This is a genomic window from Mucilaginibacter sp. GW821-FHT07G05 (assembly GCF_059418565.1).
Genome location: NZ_JBWKQC010000001.1, coordinates 515439 through 532298, shown reverse-complemented (window position 1 = coordinate 532298; position 16860 = coordinate 515439). Strand labels below are relative to the sequence as shown.

Below are 16860 nucleotides of genomic sequence, written 5' to 3'. Positions count from 1 at the left end.
TTAGGTTGACAGATGTTATTGAGCTTTAAGCGCCGTTACCACGTTTAACCGCGACATACGCCAGGCCGGGTACACACCCGAAAGCAAGCCGAAGAATACGCACATGATGAGCGCGCAAAACAGTACCGTAAAGTTTAAACCCAGGTTGAGGTTGGCAATTAATTGCGCATCGTTAATTAATTTCAGGCTGATAACCGATAGTGCAACACCGATAATACCGCCAATAAACGTGAGGATCATGTTCTCGATAATAAACTGGTAAACCAGCGTTTTTGACGATGCCCCGAAGGCCTTACGTACCCCTATCTCTGACGAACGCTCCATAATACGGGTAATATTGATATTCACCAGGTTAAGCGTAGGCAATATAGTTACCAGTAAGCCGAACGATACAAGCGCTATAATGGCATAGGCCATACCCGAACGCTGTTCATTACCGGTACGTACATAGCTCTCCAGGTAAGAATCGGCGTGGATATTCAGGTGATCGTACTGCTTGTCAGACATCGGGATCTTTTTAGCCATCTGGTCGAACTCCTTTTTCATTTTGGGCACATCTTCTTTACTGGCAGCAAGTAAGATCACTGAAAAAGGGCCGCCATAATCTTTATTTTTATAGCTGGATTTTGATACGGTATAAGGCAGGTAAATATCACTGAAAAACTTATGCGCGGTTGAGGGCACGCTTTTCACTACGCCGCTGATACGGTATTTTACGTTATCAGCCTCTATATATTTACCTACAACCGAACCTGCATCAACACCAAAATACGCCTTCTTCAAATCGTCTGATATTACCGTTACCCGCTCGGCATTATCAATTTGCTGTTTGGTAAAGGCCTTACCTTCTAAAAAATCGTATTCCAGTATTTCCCAATACTCGTTATTTACATATTTATAGTTGATACCTATCTTTTTATCATTAATATAAGTATTAGTACCATCAGACGATGTTGAAAAAGCCATTTTAACCGGAGTTTTTATACTGCCTATAAAATGTGTAAGAAAATAATACGACAATGAACTGCCATTCATTGATTCCTTTCCGCGCTGTTCGAGACCACTGATATAAAGCGAGCGCTCGCGTTTCCTGTCGGGATAATTGTCGTTAACCAACTTATCAATAAAGGCTGCGGTTACCATTAAAATGGTTAAAGTAAAACTGATACCAAACAGGCTGATGAAGGTGAAAAACTTTCTGCGCTTAAGCACAGCTATAGCTATTTTGAAATAATTTTTAAGCATGATTTAGGATTTAACCGATAAATTACTGAACCTGCGAACCATCAAACAGCCTCACCAAACGATGCGTTTTGCGGGCCATATTTTCATCGTGCGTAACCATTACTATGGTAGTGCCCTCGTTTTGGTTCAAGCCCATCAGTATGTCCATAATCTCATTACCCATGGCGCTGTCGAGGTTCCCGGTAGGTTCATCGGCCAAAATAATTTCTGGCCTGCCCACAATAGCACGCGCGATAGCCACACGCTGCCTTTGCCCGCCCGATAGCTGTGTAGGGAAATGTTTCATGCGGTTGCTCAATCCTACTTTCTCCAACGCTTCTGTAGCCAGTTCGCGGCGTTGTTTGGCGGTGGTATCGCGGTAAAGCAGCGGCAGCTCCACATTATCAAGCACCTGCAAATCGTTAATGAGGTGATAACTCTGGAAGATAAAACCAAGCTTTTTATTACGGAAACCGGCCAGCTGTTTATCGCTAAAACCGCCGGTTTGCTGGTCATCAATTTTAATGTTGCCCTTTGATGGCGCATCAAGCAGGCCCATAATGTTTAGCAGCGTACTTTTGCCGCAGCCCGATGGCCCCATGATAGACAGGAACTCGCCCTTGCCTACTTCAAGGCTGATATTGTTTAAGGCCTTAGTTTGGATGGTATCTGTACGGTATACCTTTTCAATGTTTTGTAAAGAGATCATCATTATTGAATTTACTATTTAATAAGTTATTTTCTGTTTTTTTTCAAAGTCGTAAAGCGAGAGGTAGCGCAATTGATAATAGGCACCCCAAAAGTCGCGCAGGGCATTTACATAATCGCGCTTGGCACGGTCATTCTCCTGAAAAGCGATACTCAAATCGGTAATGCTCAAATTACCCAGCACATACCTTTCGCGGGCTATGTGATATTTTTCGCCTGCAATACTGTCGGCCTCGGCTGTTAAGGCTATCTGCTCCTTAAGCATATTAAAAAGCGTTACTTGTGTAAGTATCTCCTGCCTGAAGGTTTGTTTATCCTGCTCAACGGCATACTCGGTAAACTGCTCGTTGGCCAGCGCCGTTTTCGTGCGCGATTTAGAGCGCCCCCAATCCAGCAAGGGGATGGCAAACTGCAATTGCAACAACTGTTGGTTTTGCGGCGACCGGTAAACACCGCCTATGTTACGGGCACTGTTTGAAAAACCAAGATTTGCCGTTAACGTTGCCGTTAAGCCACTTTGCCCCTTCGCCTTGGCAACGTCGCGTTTAGCCTCGGCCAGCTTACGTACAAAAGCAATAGCGTCCGACCGGTTGGCAAAGGCTTCGCTTAAAACCTTTTCGGCATCTACCTCCATACGGCTGATGGTTTGGGGCACAATTAGTGCCAGCTGACTATCAGTATCCAGGCCCATGTAGCTGCGCAGCGTGAGCGTGGCAATTTCAATATCGCGCTTAGCCACCCCTACCGATTTACGAGCGTTCAGCAATTCCAGCTGTAATTGCAGCAGTTCGTTCTTTGTGGTTTTGCCCAGTTCAAACCGCGTATTGGCAATGCGCAATATTCGTTCGGTATTGGTTAAGTTGGTTTCGGCAACGCGCAGGCTCACCTGGGCCAGCAACAGATCGAAAAAGTAACCTTCAACCGTAACAGCAATTTGCTCCTGTGCTTCAATAAATGCCTGGGTGCTTTCTTTATACTTAAGTGGCTCTATCTTTTTATCCCACTTAAGGCTGTTGTACTGAAACAATGGCTGACTATAACCAACAGCATAAGGTACACCGTTGTACAAAACCGTATTGCGGTCGAAATCACTAAAACGTTGCAACTCTGTGGTGCCATAAACTGTACCGCCTGTGGCAGTGATGCTTTGGCTGAAATCCATCGTTAGCGATGAGTTATCATTGTGGATCTGCTGGAAAATGATAGAGCCATTGGGCTGCATTATGGGGCTTGATGTTTTGCTGTAACCCGGCAAGTTGCCGCTAAGCGATAACTGTGGCTGATAGTTAGATTTAAACGTGCGCCATTGCCAGTATTTAGTTTCCTTTTCAGATATAGCCTGTTTAGCCGCAATGGAATTTTTACGTGCCAGTTCTATTACCTCGGGTAGCGTAAGGCGGATGGTATCACCCGGCGTTTTACCAAAACCGGCAGATGCCATCAGCATGAGTACAAAAATGAGTAAGTATCTGTTGTTCATATCACTCAATTTTTAATTTGTATCTCTTTTGCGTTTTTGTACTCGCTCATGTCGGTTATAATCACTACGTCACCGGGTTTTAGTCCGTCAACTATTTCCACGTAATCGAAATTGCTCATACCCAGTGTTACCGTACGGCGTATGGCCTTGCCTTTGCTTACCACAAAAACATCTTGCTTGCCTACTCCTTTTACTGCCGCGCCATTTGGCAGGCGCATTATTTTGCTGTGCGCGTCGGTCACTAAATAGGCATCAACTTTCATGTTGGGGCGTAGTTGTTTGTTATTGCGCTCATCTAACTGCACATCAAAACTTACTATACCGTTTTGCACCGATGGATACACATTGGCCACATGGCCGCGTAAAGGCGCATCATTAACCCGGATAATAACCGGCATGCCGGCGTGTAACTGGTTAAGGTAATTATCGCTAATGGTACCCGATACCTTAAAGCTACCCAGATCAGCAATGCGCACCAGCACGTCGCCCTCGTGTACCGAAGCGCCAATGTTTTTATTGATGTAAGTGATCACCCCTTCGCGGGTTGCAGATACATTGGCCAGTGTCAGTTTACGTTCCAGTTCGGAAAGGTCATTTTGTTGTATAGCCGATGCCAGCTCGGCCTCCTTTACCTCTACTTGCATGGTTTGCTGCTTGCTTTTGATTTCGTTTTCCAGCTGCTTTTTTTCCAGCAAGGCTACCTTTAGGTTTAGCTCGGCCTGCTCAATATCTTCGCGGGTAGCGCCGCCTGCCTTAAACAACCGTTTGGCATTTTCTACGGCATCCTGAAGGCTGCTGATGCGTAATTGCTTAATAGCGTTGTTTGATTGCATATCGAAAAAGCTTTTGTTCAGGTCGAGCTTTAGCTTTTTTATCTCGTTACGCTTGGTTTCCAGCTGAAACTTTAGCTTGGTATATTCATTTTCGGTAGATGATTTATCAAGCACCAGGATGGGTTGCCCCGACTTTACCTTTTTACCGGCATCCATCAATGCGGTTTTAATGGCGGCATTTACCGGGCTGGTTATTACCTCTTCAAACTCCGGCAATACCTCACCGCTGGCGCTGATGGTATTTTCGATATTGCCTATCTCAACTGTACCTGTGGTAAAATCGGCCTTGCCTATAGTTGAGCCGAAAATGCTGCGTACCAGCAACAGACATACGATGAGTAGTACTATTGCCGACGCAACCAGAATGATATTCTTTTTCTTTCTTTTTTGTATGACTTCGGCCTCGATAAGGGTATCCATGTGTAATTGTGATTTGGATACCTTTTTGCAAGCACCATACCAAACACAATTATTTGAATATCAATATATTGAATATTTTAAGAGTTTTAAAAATATCCGATATCGGACAAAATATCCGTTATGGAACAAAATAGTAAGAAGGAGACAGATACGTTGCTAAGAATAGTGGGCATTAATAACCATGGTACAAATAAAGCGCCCCGTAGGTCCAGTTGGGGCCCTGAATGCCCGGATAATTAAAGCGGTCCATCATGAGCGCGAGGTATTTGAACGGGTAACCATCGGGTAATTGGATCACGTTTGGCCAGATTCTCGACCCTGATGTTTCGTTCCACGGCGGCAGATCAACGTTCAAAATTCCGGCTTCTTTAAGACCGGGATAAGTGTATATGTAAATCTTGTTTTCGGCACTGCCCGAAAAGCAGAAAAGCTTATCTCCTATTCTTTGAATGGAAGTACCGGTAGAGTTATGGGCAACCGGCCCTGCAATTTGCTTGTAATCACTATCCCAATGCTCAGATTCTAATAAAATGGCTTTGTATCCTCCTTGATTTTTACAAGCTAACATGCGCCATTTATGAGCTACGGAGTCATATAATAGCTGGGCATCTTCCATATCGCCCACCATTTTGAAAGAACGGGCGTTCATCACCGAAAAATCATGCCTCGGATCGCGCTTACTTTCAATAATGAGCAGTTGCTTTTGCTCCTTGTCGGGGTTAGCATAAGCGCTGAAGCCCGTTGTTACCCCGCGCCACATTTTAGCTTTACGGTCGTAAAAAATGTGCGATGCTATTTCGTTACGGAGCAGCCCGTCGTTACGGTCAAATACAATTATGCCTTCCAGTTTTATATCAAACACGGTAGGATTTAAACTAAAAACACCCTGGATATGATGCGGCAAAGCCCTGCCCCTGATTGACATCGTATACCAAAGACGGCCGTTATCAAGTATTGGCTCACCGTTCTCGTAGGTTATCGGCCTTATATCTGCCAGGCCCATGCCGGTAGTAATGGCCATTTCGGCCTTACGTATCTTTACAGTTCCGCCTTTTAAGTTAACCAGCAAATTGGTACGGAACGAGTTGAGATATTTTTTATCGCGCAGATCGACGTACTTATTAAAATCTGCCTGTGCTATCACTTGCGGTAAGCCATCGGTTTGTGTATAAATAACCATGCCGCTCCCCAACATTTGCAGTATAAGCCCGTGTTTTACCAAGCGTTTTTCTTTACCTTCTACGGCTATCGACTGATCTGCAATAACGGTATTATTCCGCAATACCTTTAGCCGCACATCGATGATCAGGCTATCACGGTAATCTTCCCATATCAATACCCTTTCCTGCCGTTCCGCATCCGAAAACTCAAACCCGATGGAACCCTCACCCGTACAGTTATCGAGATCGATAGTATATGTTGCAAAGGGATTAAAACCGCCCAGCCACAATGAAGTTTGAGTTTCTTCTTTTGATGCTACTACCAGTTTATCCCCCTCAATTGTTACCCCCGCCTGTTTGGCTGATGACGAACCCAACGGATGCATTACCGGCAGCCCTACAATGGTTTCCGGTCGCAAACTTGCCAATACAATCGACTGATCTTTATCAAATACCAGCCTCTTTACACCCTGTCGGGAAAATTTTATTTGATCGGGAGAGATTTGGGCTTGTGCAGTATGATTTACATAAAATAATAAGAAACAGACGATGAGATAATTGGCAGCTTTCACAGTGCAATTTATAAAATTGATTGTTTTATAAATTATGTTCAGCTTTTATTTGTTAATTACACGTTTCGCAAAATATTGTACCAGTCTTTGATCTTTACCAAATACCTTTTTTTCAATTTTCAGAATGGTATCGCCAATAATGGAATAGGAACATTTTATGGTGTCGCCATTGTCATATTTCAACACCAGTACATGATTTTTAGTATTGCTGGTGTACGATGTAGGGCTGATAAATTTTGACTCGCCCTGCTCCGTATAAGATACACTCGGGCCGAAATATACTTTCAGTTCACGGAGATTTAGTATGCTGTCATTCCGTACTTCTTTTCGTAATATCCATTCGTTGGGCTGCCTGTTCAACCAGTCGCCGCTTAGCTCATTAGTTTCGCGCCTGTAGCTAAACAATGGCTGACAGGTTAAATAAATGCCAACTGTAAGAATGGCTATATTAACAGCTATTTCAACACCTGTTAATTTAATACGCAAGCCCTTTCCAACTATCAGTAAAATTAGTGCTTTTATCCTTCGCCATTCAAATATCAACACCAGCATGTTTAATGCGAATAGTATGGCAGATATTGTTTTAGTGCCCTCCCACAAATCGAGCGCGTAGTTGATAGCCAATACATTCAAGGTCATGGGTAGCATCAAAATAGCACCCAGCAGTGCAGTTCGTCTGAATAATAACAACACAGCCGGAATGAGCTCCAAAAAGCCCAGTACAATTTGAAATGTGGGCGAATATCCTAAAAATGCCCATGTAAGCGATTTACCCGACAGGGTTTCAAGCGTTTGGTGCCAGGTTGCGGGCCATATTACAAATTGTGTACGCAATATTTTTGTTAAGGCATAAGGAATCATGCCCAATGCGAGCAAGTACCTGACAATGCCAAGATAGAGGTCTTTACTTTTCAGGAAATTGAGCAGGCTTTTCATAAATATTGATGGTGTAGTATTTAGGTTTTATTTACTAATATAAAATTTTAATACCAACCCGTGTATTCATGCGTTAAAAAACACTATCTCAAAATAGTTACCCATCCACTTTTAATGCGGTGCATTTTATCTTTAGGGTCAATCAGGTAATAATAAGTTCCTGCCGGTAATATCTTGCCCTCTGAATTACCATCCCATGGCCGGGGGTAACCTGCGGAGTGATATACTTTTGCACCATAGCGGTTGTAAACATCAACGGTACCGTTTACATAATCGGCCAGGTTAATAATATTCCAGCTATCGTTAATGCCGTCGCCATTTGGCGTAAATGTGTTGGGAATAATCGGTTCCTTCAAAACCAAAACCCGCGTTGTTGATGATGCCGTGCAGCCAGGGGCAGATGTAACGGTTAAAGTATAATCGATACTAAACTCGGGGCGGGCAATAGGGTTACGAATTGCCGGATCACTTAAACCCGTGGTTGGTGTCCACGAGTAACTTGCCACATCGCCAGTGATCACCGGTTTTAGTTCCACATCGGGCGAGCGGTTATCAATTATAAACTTCTGCGGAAAAGCAATTGTTGGCGTTTCGTTAATATCAGCAATAAGCTCGTTACTGTTTACAGAGGCGGGCACAGCACAAGGCTCTTCACTGGTTAGCAAGCATTTAATTTTATCGCCGTTAGCCAAATTGTTAGCAGTGTAAGTTTGGCCCGAAGCAACAGCTATACCATTTTTCACCCAGCTGAATTTTGGCGAATTTCCACCATTTGAAACCGATGCGCTGTAGGTGATCGGGGCTCCGGAGCAAACCGGTACCGACGGAGATGCGGTAATATTTACCGATGGTGCCTTAATGGGTTTAACAAGAATATACTGCGACACAGATGCCTGGCATTGGTAAGCATCGGTAACAGTAACTTTGTACATGCCGCTGGTAGTAAAGGTATTTGCCGCGCTGTTCGGAGTCTCTCCCCCATCCCATTGGTAACTTACCGCGCCCGCGGCAATGGCATTAACCTTTACACTCCCGCAACCGGTAAGTTCACCTTTAACTGTAAGTACCGGCGGCACATGCACATCAATCTGTTTTGAAACTGATGCCGAACAATCATCCTTGTTTTTTGCAGTTACGATATACCTGCCGCTTTTATGAAAGGTGTTTGTAGCACTTGTGGGATGATCGCCTCCATTCCAAACATAACTTACCCCACCGCTGGCAGTTACCGTTGTGCTGCCGCAGGATGAAGCCGTTTCGGTAATATTTACAGCAAAGGGAAGCTGATTTAGTCCCCAGGTAATGTTGGTATAGTCTTCGGGCGTTGTTGAGCTGATTATTACGCTCTTAAACTCTCCGGGAAACATAATTATCGCATAACCTTCGGCACCGGTTATGGTTGTTCCATCGTTATATGTCATTCCGCCGCCATCGTACAAAACCACGTATGATAATGAAAAAGATAAGCTGGCCTTTAATTCCGCACGACCTAATGATGATATAAGTAAAACCGGGTTGGTAACCGTATGCGAAAAGGTCATACTTGTTGAACCACCGTCACCCGCAGCCCAGGTTGTTTTAGGTACGGTTTCATTTGGGATAGGAACCGGGTAATAGCTAAAAACAAAGTAATTATAAATACCCTGCGTAGATGAAAAATCAAAATTTGAAGACATTTTTATATCTACCGTATTGCCGTTACCCTCATCTATAGTACCAATTGCAGTTGAGGTAGCAAATTGATTCCACTTTGCCCAGTGTATTATATCGCATCCGGCGGCAGTTTTTACAGGCAAAGCATTTAATGTAGTGGCCCTAAAAGATGACACAGGAAGCACCACCTGCTTAAAATAGTAAAGCAGCAGGCACAGAAAACCAGGTATCGCCAGCAATACCAATTTTATAAAAAAAAGATTTTTGGTGATCGAAGGCTTGTAAATAGGATTCATTGATCCTTATTGATTTAGGGATATATCTAACACCCTCCAAATCAAACAACAGGCGCTTAATTATTCATTAATAATTGATTAACGATAACCTATTTCGAATAATAAACTATATCCTCGCCGAAATAGTTAAACTCCGCGATAAAGAATTTTTTTTAACGCCGAAATACTCCCGGTTACACTGTGATCTTCTTAAGCACATCTACAGCAAATTCAATATTATTTTCATCTATTGATGCAAAGCCGAATCGTAAGGCCTCATAACCTAAATTGTGCTCTTTTAAATATATGCTCCCTCCAAATTTGAGCCCTAAAGCTGATGCTTTGTTAAGGATATCTGCTAATGAATGCTCTTGCTTAAACTTTAGCCACAAGGCCATACCGCCCTGTGGCTTCACAAATTCAAGTAAATGCGGTAATTCATTACTTAATAAAGTTGAAGTGTAACCACAGCGATGATTGTATAGTTTGTTCGCCTTTTTTATAAACCTCGAAAACTCTCCGCTCTGCATTAATGATGCTATGGTACTTTCCATCAATACATCGCACCTTAAATCAATCAGTGATTTTAGTTTAAGGGCGCTACTTAAGAAATCGACACCCGAGATCATGTAACCCAGCCGGAAGTTGGCGCCAAGTACCTTGGTTAAAGAGCCAATGTAAATTACATTTCCGTTGTGGTCGCCGCTGGCGAGGGGCAGATATGGGCTATGCTGATATTGAAAATCATAATCGTAATCATCCTCTATAACCGGTAATTGATAATCTTTTATAAGGCGCAGCAATTTAACCCTGCGTACCGAGCTCATGGTAACTGTAGTTGGGTGGTGGTGATGCGGGATGATATACAGCAGTTTTATTGAATTATTAATGAGCGCGCTTTCAATGGCATCCACATCGGCACCTTCACCATCAACCGGCACCTTTATTAGTTGTGCGCCCAATTGTGTAAAGATTGCATCCGCCAAAAAATAATTGGGGCTGGTAACCAATACCTTGTCGCCCGGTTTTATCAATAACGATGCAGCCAGGTAAATAGCCATTTGCGCGCCACGGGTAACTATCAGGTTTTCGGGTTCGATATTTAATCCACGGGTATCATTCAGGAATGCGGCCAGCTCATCTTTAAAAAATTTACTGCCGCCAATACTCCAGGTAGATGACGCTTTTTTGAGGGTATGATGTGTAAGCAATTTTTTATACTGTTCTGCAATCCTTTCAACCGGAAATATATCAGTTTCCGGAAAACCATCATCAACAATAAGCTTATGCTTACCGGATAACACAGCCAACGTGCGCACCTGCGGTTCATTGAATAAAAACGGAGACTCGGCAGTATAGTTCGTCCTCGCCTGACCAGCATAGCTGCGGGGTTTTATAATGGGCAAAAGTGTGGATACCCTATATTCTTTTCTTTCATGGCTAACTATCCAGTCTTCGGCAATAAGAGCATTGTAGGCGGCCATAATTGTTTTACGGTGCAAACCAAGGTCTGCTGCCAGCACCCGGGTACTTGGCAGTTGCATACCGGGCATTAAAATCCCTTTTTGTATCAGCAGCACAAGCTGCGATGCAATTTGTTTGTATACAGCTTCAGCGCTGTTCTTATCAAATTTCAGTATACTTTTAAAGGGGAGCATAATTAACCAAAACTAAGTTTTTATCATGCAAACATCAAATTGTGCTGGTCCCTCTCATTACCCGGATCTGGTACCCGAAGGCGTTACGTGGCCTGTTTAAGTTTGTGCCATACAAAATATACTATCAGGCAGATATATTCCTTGTATAAAACACCTGCTGGTAGAATTAAACAACGTTAACACAATGAAAAATTTATTAGTTATTAATGCCAGCCCAAGGGGCGAACGGTCAAACAGCCGTAACCTCACCGAATTGTTCGCTAAAAAATGGATAGAAAGCAACCCGGGATATAGCATCACTCACCGGGAAGTTGGGCAGGAAAAGATTCCGCATGTATCAGAAACATGGATAGCCGCAGCATTTAAACCAGCTGATTTAAGAAGCGAAGAAGAAATAAACGCACTTAAGATGAGCGACCAATTTATTACCGAACTTAAAACTGCCGATGTAATTGTGTTGGGCACACCGATGTACAATTGGTCGGTACCGAGCGCGTTAAAAGCATATATTGACCAGGTGATACGCGTAAATGAAACTATAAAAGTAACTGCCGATCCGCAGAATCCATATTTAGGCTTATTAAAAGATAAAACAGTATATATGCTTATAAGCAGGGGTAATTCCGGCTACGAAAAAGGGGAACAACTCGCGCATTTAAATTTTCAAAGCGATTATCTTAAAACCGTTTTTAATATAATGGGCATTAATGATATACATCAAGTAATACTAAACGGCGAAGCTTTTGGCGGCATGTCATTTGAGCAATCAAAAAAAGATGTAGAGGCAAGCATAAACAGAATTACCGCTGTTCAAAATTAATAACAATAGGGCTCCTGTCCTATCATTATAAAAATACCACTGTGCAAAGCAGCCATTTACCGGCTGCTTTGCTTGTTTAAAAAGGTTACTTAAATTTTGTTGTAAATAAAATTGCGTAGTTAAATAGCTACATATATATTTGTAGTCAAATAGCTACATAATGAATTTACGACGAGATGTTTTCCAAGCCATAGCCGACCCAACCCGCAGGGCCATACTCTTATTAGTGGCATCCCAAACCATGACGGCGGGTGCCATTGCTGCCAATTTTGATACCGCCCGGCCAACCGTTTCTAAACATTTGCAAATACTTACCGAGTGTGAGTTACTTGGTCAAACGCAAAACGGCCGCGAGGTTCACTACCATATTAACGCGAAAAAAATGAAAGAAGTAGCCGATTTTATTGAACCATTCCGCCAGGTGTGGGATGACCGGTTTAATAAGCTGGAAGCCATAATGAAGAGCTATCAACCAAAAAAATAGAACCACATGGAACTGAAAACAAAGATTGATGCCATTGATGGCAAACAAGACCTGCTTATTACCAGGGAGTTTGATTTGCCGGTAGAATTTCTTTTTAAAGCCTACGAAGAACCCGAGATTGTAGAACAATGGATGGGTACCAAAGTGCTGAAACTCGAAAATAAAAAGCACGGCAGTTACCGGTTTGAAACTACCGACCCCAAAGGTAACAAACATGGCTTTAATGGAACCATCCACGAGTTCATCCCCAACCAAAAGATCACGCGTACTTTTGAAATGGAGAACACGCCTTTTGAAGTTCAGCTGGAGTTTCTGGAGTTTGAACAGCTTAGCGATAGCACCAGCAAGCTCACCATGCATATAGTATACAGATCGGTTGCCCTGCGCGACCAAATGCTGCAATTGCCTTTCGCCCAGGGCATCAACATGGCGCACAATCGCTTACAAAACATCGTTGCAAACTTAAAATAACCCATTATGGCAAAGCGAAATAATATCATCTACTGGATAGCCACCGTATGGCTGTCGTTAGGCATGCTATCCACCGGGATAGTACAACTCATTAAAATGGAAAAAGAGGTCGAAATGATGCGTCACCTGGGCTACCCCTCCTATTTTTTAACCATAATTGGCGTTTGGAAAATACTCGGGGTTATAGCCGTGCTTGTGCCTAAATTTCCGTTACTTAAAGAGTGGACTTACGCGGGTTTCTTCTTTGCCATGTCGGGCGCGGTGTTTTCGCATTTGGCAAGCGGCGACAGCGCGGAAGAACTTTTCGGGCCGGTATTGCTGCTAATCCTAACTTTAGTATCTTGGTATTACAGACCAGCAAACAGACGTATCATTTCATCTAACCAATAAAAACATAAACCAACATGAAAAGCATTAACAGGGAATTATCGGCAGAACAACGCGACGAACTACTTGCTACATTGAAAACCCGCTTTGAAAAAAACATGAGCCGCCATACAGGTATTGAATGGGCCAATGTACAGGCAAAACTGGAAGCTACCCCGGAAAAACTATGGTCGTTAGATGAGATGGAGATCACCGGCGGTGAACCCGATGTGGTTGGTTATGATGAAAAAACAAGTGAATATATTTTTTATGATTGCGCGGCAGAAAGCCCTAAAGGCCGCAGAAGTATTTGTTATGACCATGAAGCATTGGAAGCCAGGAAAGAACACAAACCCGCCAACAGCGCCGTTGAAATGGCTCGCGACATGGGTGTTGAACTTTTAACGGAAGAACAATACCGCGAATTGCAAAAACTCGGTAAGTTCGACATGAAAACATCCAGCTGGATAAAAACCCCTGCCGATATCAGGAAACTTGGCGGAGCTATTTTTGCGGATTTCAGATACGGTACCATCTTCATATACCACAACGGTGCCGAATCTTATTACGCTGCAAGGGGTTTTCGCGGTGCCTTAAGGGTATAAGTTATGAAAGGATTCGTGTTATTGAAACATTAAGGCTGCTCCTCTCGCAACCATATTTCATCTGTCGCGGCAAATGAATATATTTACCAATAACATTATCACTATGAGTAAATTACTGTCATTCATTCTTATTGTGTTTATTGCCGCCACAAGCTATGGTCAGGAACTTCCGGCCGACAGCGGTTCGTTTTTGCTGCATAAATTTGAACAGCATATTGGTAAAGAAACTTACCGGGTATATAACTACAAAGATTCGAAAAAGTACCTGGTAGATTTTAAGTTTACAGATCGCGGGCAGCCTGTGCCCCTGAAAGCTGAAATTAAGGTTAACCCGGTGGGCGATCCGCTGGAACTCAATATTAAAGGCAGTACATCAAGGTTTTCCGCCATTAATGATTCTATTAAAATTAAGGGCAATACAGCATTTTTACGGGTAGACGATTCCATCTATCAGCAAAAAATAACACCATTAACATTTCCTATTGCAGGTTATTCGCCCGCTACTTCACAACAGCTATTGCTCCAATACTGGAACCGTCATAAACAGCCGTCAACCATAAAAACACTTCCATTTGGTGAGCTGCAAATTAAAAAGGACGGTACAGACAAGCTATCATTCAAAGGTAAACAACTCGTGTTTGACCGGTACAGCATAGGCGGACTGATATGGGGAAACGAACTACTTTGGACAGATCAGGCAGGCAGATTAATTTGTATCCTCACTATTGACGCGGAGGGTGACAAGACCGAAATGATGCGCGAAGAATATGAGCCCTTGCTAAAAGAATTGATTAGCCGTGCTGCCGGATATGGAATGGCCGCTTTTGCCAAAGCTGCACCTGATACTGAAAAACCCACGCAAACCTTAGCCATTAAAGGCGGGCAATGGGTTGATGTTGCAACCGGAAAAACTATTGCCAACGATGTAATACTGGTAAAGGACGGAACTATTGTAGCAATAGGTAAAAACGTAACCATTCCGAAAGATGCAAAGGTGATAAATACTGCCGGAAAAACTATTGTACCCGGTTTGTGGGACATGCACGCCCATTTTGAGCAAACCGAATGGGGACCGGCCTATCTTGCCGCAGGTGTAACAACTGTGCGCGATTGCGGTAACGAAATTGGGTTTATTGATGGCATCCAAAAATCGATCGATAGCGGTAAAGGCATAGGCCCCAAGATACTGATGGCCGGCATTATTGATGGTAAAGGGCCAATGGCTTTAGGTATTATTCAAGCCGATACTAAACAGGAAGCCATTAGTGCTGTGGATACTTACAAGGCCAAAGGGTTCGATCAGATCAAGATATACAGTTCGGTTAAGCCTGAAATATTAAAAGTTATATGTGATGAAGCCCACAGATTGGGACTTAAGGTAACAGGGCATATTCCGCGTGGCATGAACCTTAAGGCAGCGACAGATTTGGGAATGGATATGGTTAACCACCTGCAATATGTAACGGCACTGATGAAAACCAATCAAGACCGTACCATCAACTTTAACGACAGCACTACCTTAAGTGCCATTAAGTTTATAAAAGACAAGCATATCGTTATTGATCCTACACTTGGGGTTTACACCTTATCGGCACGTGATTTAAAGGATGATGTAACCCAAATGGAACCCGCGTTTTACACCTTGCCCTTACCTTTGCAAACCCAATTTAAAACAACAGGTGTTGACGAGGCTACGGCTGCGAAATACAAGCCGGTATTAAAAAGCTACGCGGTACTGGTGAAAAAGCTATACGACGAAGGCGTACCTATTGTGGCGGGCACTGATATGGGCTTCCCCGGCTTTAGTGTAATACGCGAATTGGAGATCTACGTAGAAGGCGGTTTAACCACTGCCGAAGCATTAAAAACTGCCACCATTATACCGGCACAGGTGATGAGCCTTGATAAGCAAACCGGTAGTATAGCTGTAGGAAAAAATGCCGATCTGGTTATTATTGATGGCGATCCTTTAACCAACATCAGCAACCTGCGCAAGGTAAAAACGGTGATCAAACACGGTAAAATTTATGATCCGGTAGTGTTGCATCAGATGGTAGGGTTCAGTAAATAAGCTATTAAACGGTTTTATAAACACAAAAGGTCTTCCAAATCATTGAAAGACCTTTTGTGTTTAATTAGGACAACTTAAGATTTACCGGCCTGTATTTAGCGTCGGCCTTGTACCTTTCATACACGCTGTCATCAACGGTTTGGTTATACTTAGGATCTTCGAGGTTGATCTCGCGGTATTTTGAGCCGAACAGCCAGTACTTGAACCCATACGAATCTCTTATTTCGCCATTGTAGTCGGCCTTGTTTGGTATAATCAACGGATCATGAAAGCATAAGCCTATATCCTGCGCTTTGGTAGCTAACCACGATAACGGTATGTCGCTCAATCCACTATCGGCATATCCTCCGCCAATGTTGGAGTGTACACCTACAAACCAGCGCTGTTCCAGTTTTTGCTCTTCGCGGGCTTCGCTGTTGTTTGATGATACGCTTTTTTCCCACAAGGTAGGTAAGAACAGTCTGCGGTGTTCGTCAATAGCCAGCGCGTGGTAAGCGTTTTTAACGTAGCTGCTTAGGGTACAATCATGAAACTTATATTTCTCTTTATTGTAAGTAGCTAACGATGATAGCGGGATCCCCAAACTGCCCACTGTATCCCACACGCCGATAAAGGTGATCGGTGTTACATCTTCAAAACAGAAATTAGCCCGCCATGCCGTCATCATATCTGATTCGGGACTGCTGTAGCTATTCCTGTCGCGGTATAAATTGTAAGCCTTATCAACCATTTGGATGTTTTCGGGTTTTAGAAGTCCGCAGTTCCTGATAAATCCGCCTATGCTGCGGGCCGTGTAAGCGCCCCTGCTAAAGCCGAAAAGATAGATCTCATCATCAAGGGCGTAATTGAGGCAAATAAAGGTGTACATATCCTTTATATTCTTATCAATGCCAGCCCCTTCCAACCCGCCGGTTATGCGGTCTAAAGCGCTGTAGCCGGTACCCACGCCCTGGTCGTAAGCTTTCACCTGCCTTACATCGCTGCCTGTTTGCACATCTTTACCTGTAGCGCAAATGTTGTTATACATTTTCTCTACATTGGTTTTTACCTCTTTGCCCCTGTCAAGGGTACCCGGTTTGTTCCAGGTACCATCAGAGCATGTAATAATACGTTTCATTTAGGTT

15 protein-coding genes are annotated in these 16860 nt (G+C 43.3%); 6 read left to right on the top strand and 9 right to left on the bottom strand.

Annotated features, from left to right (window positions below):
• Nucleotides 1-15: 15 nt before the first annotated feature.
• The 8 genes from AC07NA_RS02085 to AC07NA_RS02050 form a co-directional block, all read right to left on the bottom strand.
• On the bottom strand, nucleotides 16-1245 hold the full coding sequence (locus AC07NA_RS02085; RefSeq protein ID WP_494895258.1) for an ABC transporter permease: 1230 nt from the start codon (nucleotides 1243-1245) through the stop codon (nucleotides 16-18).
• Between the two features lie 22 nt (nucleotides 1246-1267).
• The gene (locus AC07NA_RS02080) at nucleotides 1268-1936 is read right to left on the bottom strand and encodes an ABC transporter ATP-binding protein (RefSeq protein WP_345210868.1); all 669 of its coding nucleotides are present in this window, start codon (nucleotides 1934-1936) and stop codon (nucleotides 1268-1270) included.
• Between the two features lie 15 nt (nucleotides 1937-1951).
• Nucleotides 1952-3412 carry a TolC family protein gene (locus AC07NA_RS02075; protein ID WP_494895255.1) on the bottom strand — a complete coding sequence of 487 codons (1461 nt, stop codon included), beginning with the start codon at nucleotides 3410-3412 and terminating at the stop codon, nucleotides 1952-1954.
• 5 nt (nucleotides 3413-3417) lie between these two features.
• Nucleotides 3418-4665, bottom strand: coding sequence for an efflux RND transporter periplasmic adaptor subunit (locus tag AC07NA_RS02070; RefSeq protein WP_494895254.1), 1248 nt, complete (start codon nucleotides 4663-4665; stop codon nucleotides 3418-3420).
• A 172-nt stretch (nucleotides 4666-4837) separates the two neighbouring features.
• Nucleotides 4838-6397 carry a hypothetical protein gene (locus AC07NA_RS02065; protein WP_494895253.1) on the bottom strand — a complete coding sequence of 520 codons (1560 nt, stop codon included), beginning with the start codon at nucleotides 6395-6397 and terminating at the stop codon, nucleotides 4838-4840.
• A 45-nt stretch (nucleotides 6398-6442) separates the two neighbouring features.
• The gene (locus AC07NA_RS02060; RefSeq protein WP_494895252.1) at nucleotides 6443-7333 is read right to left on the bottom strand and encodes a hypothetical protein; all 891 of its coding nucleotides are present in this window, start codon (nucleotides 7331-7333) and stop codon (nucleotides 6443-6445) included.
• An 83-nt stretch (nucleotides 7334-7416) separates the two neighbouring features.
• Nucleotides 7417-9282: a T9SS type B sorting domain-containing protein gene (locus AC07NA_RS02055; RefSeq protein ID WP_494895251.1), complete on the bottom strand. Its 1866-nt coding sequence runs from the start codon at nucleotides 9280-9282 to the stop codon at nucleotides 7417-7419.
• A 173-nt stretch (nucleotides 9283-9455) separates the two neighbouring features.
• Nucleotides 9456-10919 carry an aminotransferase-like domain-containing protein gene (locus AC07NA_RS02050; protein WP_494895250.1) on the bottom strand — a complete coding sequence of 488 codons (1464 nt, stop codon included), beginning with the start codon at nucleotides 10917-10919 and terminating at the stop codon, nucleotides 9456-9458.
• Nucleotides 10920-11103: 184 nt separating this feature from the next.
• On the opposite strand from AC07NA_RS02050, the gene AC07NA_RS02045 reads away from it, so the two are divergent.
• From AC07NA_RS02045 to AC07NA_RS02020, 6 genes are all read left to right on the top strand, one after another.
• Nucleotides 11104-11739, top strand: coding sequence for an FMN-dependent NADH-azoreductase (locus AC07NA_RS02045; protein ID WP_494895249.1), 636 nt, complete (start codon nucleotides 11104-11106; stop codon nucleotides 11737-11739).
• A 160-nt stretch (nucleotides 11740-11899) separates the two neighbouring features.
• Complete coding sequence (locus AC07NA_RS02040) at nucleotides 11900-12223, top strand: ArsR/SmtB family transcription factor (RefSeq protein ID WP_494895247.1); 324 nt, start codon at nucleotides 11900-11902, stop codon at nucleotides 12221-12223.
• 6 nt (nucleotides 12224-12229) lie between these two features.
• Nucleotides 12230-12694 carry an SRPBCC domain-containing protein gene (locus tag AC07NA_RS02035; protein ID WP_494895245.1) on the top strand — a complete coding sequence of 155 codons (465 nt, stop codon included), beginning with the start codon at nucleotides 12230-12232 and terminating at the stop codon, nucleotides 12692-12694.
• A 6-nt stretch (nucleotides 12695-12700) separates the two neighbouring features.
• On the top strand, nucleotides 12701-13084 hold the full coding sequence (locus AC07NA_RS02030) for a DoxX family protein (RefSeq protein ID WP_494895243.1): 384 nt from the start codon (nucleotides 12701-12703) through the stop codon (nucleotides 13082-13084).
• A 14-nt stretch (nucleotides 13085-13098) separates the two neighbouring features.
• On the top strand, nucleotides 13099-13665 hold the full coding sequence (locus AC07NA_RS02025; RefSeq protein ID WP_494895241.1) for a DUF4256 domain-containing protein: 567 nt from the start codon (nucleotides 13099-13101) through the stop codon (nucleotides 13663-13665).
• Between the two features lie 103 nt (nucleotides 13666-13768).
• On the top strand, nucleotides 13769-15736 hold the full coding sequence (locus AC07NA_RS02020) for an amidohydrolase family protein (protein ID WP_494895239.1): 1968 nt from the start codon (nucleotides 13769-13771) through the stop codon (nucleotides 15734-15736).
• A gap of 64 nt (nucleotides 15737-15800) precedes the next feature.
• Here AC07NA_RS02020 and AC07NA_RS02015 read toward each other — a convergent pair whose 3' ends face one another.
• A complete protein-coding gene (locus tag AC07NA_RS02015) occupies nucleotides 15801-16853 on the bottom strand; it encodes a T6SS phospholipase effector Tle1-like catalytic domain-containing protein (RefSeq protein WP_494895237.1) in 1053 nt (350 codons plus the stop codon).
• Between the last annotated feature and the right edge of the window lie 7 nt (nucleotides 16854-16860).

Bases quoted from the DNA above. Each gene is read 5' to 3' on its own strand.
- AC07NA_RS02050 (WP_494895250.1), bottom strand. From the start codon at position 10,919: ATGCTCCCCTTTAAAAGTATACTGAAATTTGATAAGAACAGCGCTGAA.
- AC07NA_RS02025 (WP_494895241.1), top strand. From the start codon at position 13,099: ATGAAAAGCATTAACAGGGAATTATCGGCAGAACAACGCGACGAACTA.
- AC07NA_RS02045 (WP_494895249.1), top strand. From the start codon at position 11,104: ATGAAAAATTTATTAGTTATTAATGCCAGCCCAAGGGGCGAACGGTCA.
- AC07NA_RS02085 (WP_494895258.1), bottom strand. From the start codon at position 1,245: ATGCTTAAAAATTATTTCAAAATAGCTATAGCTGTGCTTAAGCGCAGA.
- AC07NA_RS02080 (WP_345210868.1), bottom strand. From the start codon at position 1,936: ATGATGATCTCTTTACAAAACATTGAAAAGGTATACCGTACAGATACC.
- AC07NA_RS02035 (WP_494895245.1), top strand. From the start codon at position 12,230: ATGGAACTGAAAACAAAGATTGATGCCATTGATGGCAAACAAGACCTG.
- AC07NA_RS02070 (WP_494895254.1), bottom strand. From the start codon at position 4,665: ATGGATACCCTTATCGAGGCCGAAGTCATACAAAAAAGAAAGAAAAAG.
- AC07NA_RS02060 (WP_494895252.1), bottom strand. From the start codon at position 7,333: ATGAAAAGCCTGCTCAATTTCCTGAAAAGTAAAGACCTCTATCTTGGC.
- AC07NA_RS02040 (WP_494895247.1), top strand. From the start codon at position 11,900: ATGAATTTACGACGAGATGTTTTCCAAGCCATAGCCGACCCAACCCGC.
- AC07NA_RS02075 (WP_494895255.1), bottom strand. From the start codon at position 3,412: ATGAACAACAGATACTTACTCATTTTTGTACTCATGCTGATGGCATCT.
- AC07NA_RS02055 (WP_494895251.1), bottom strand. From the start codon at position 9,282: ATGAATCCTATTTACAAGCCTTCGATCACCAAAAATCTTTTTTTTATA.
- AC07NA_RS02015 (WP_494895237.1), bottom strand. From the start codon at position 16,853: ATGAAACGTATTATTACATGCTCTGATGGTACCTGGAACAAACCGGGT.
- AC07NA_RS02020 (WP_494895239.1), top strand. From the start codon at position 13,769: ATGAGTAAATTACTGTCATTCATTCTTATTGTGTTTATTGCCGCCACA.
- AC07NA_RS02030 (WP_494895243.1), top strand. From the start codon at position 12,701: ATGGCAAAGCGAAATAATATCATCTACTGGATAGCCACCGTATGGCTG.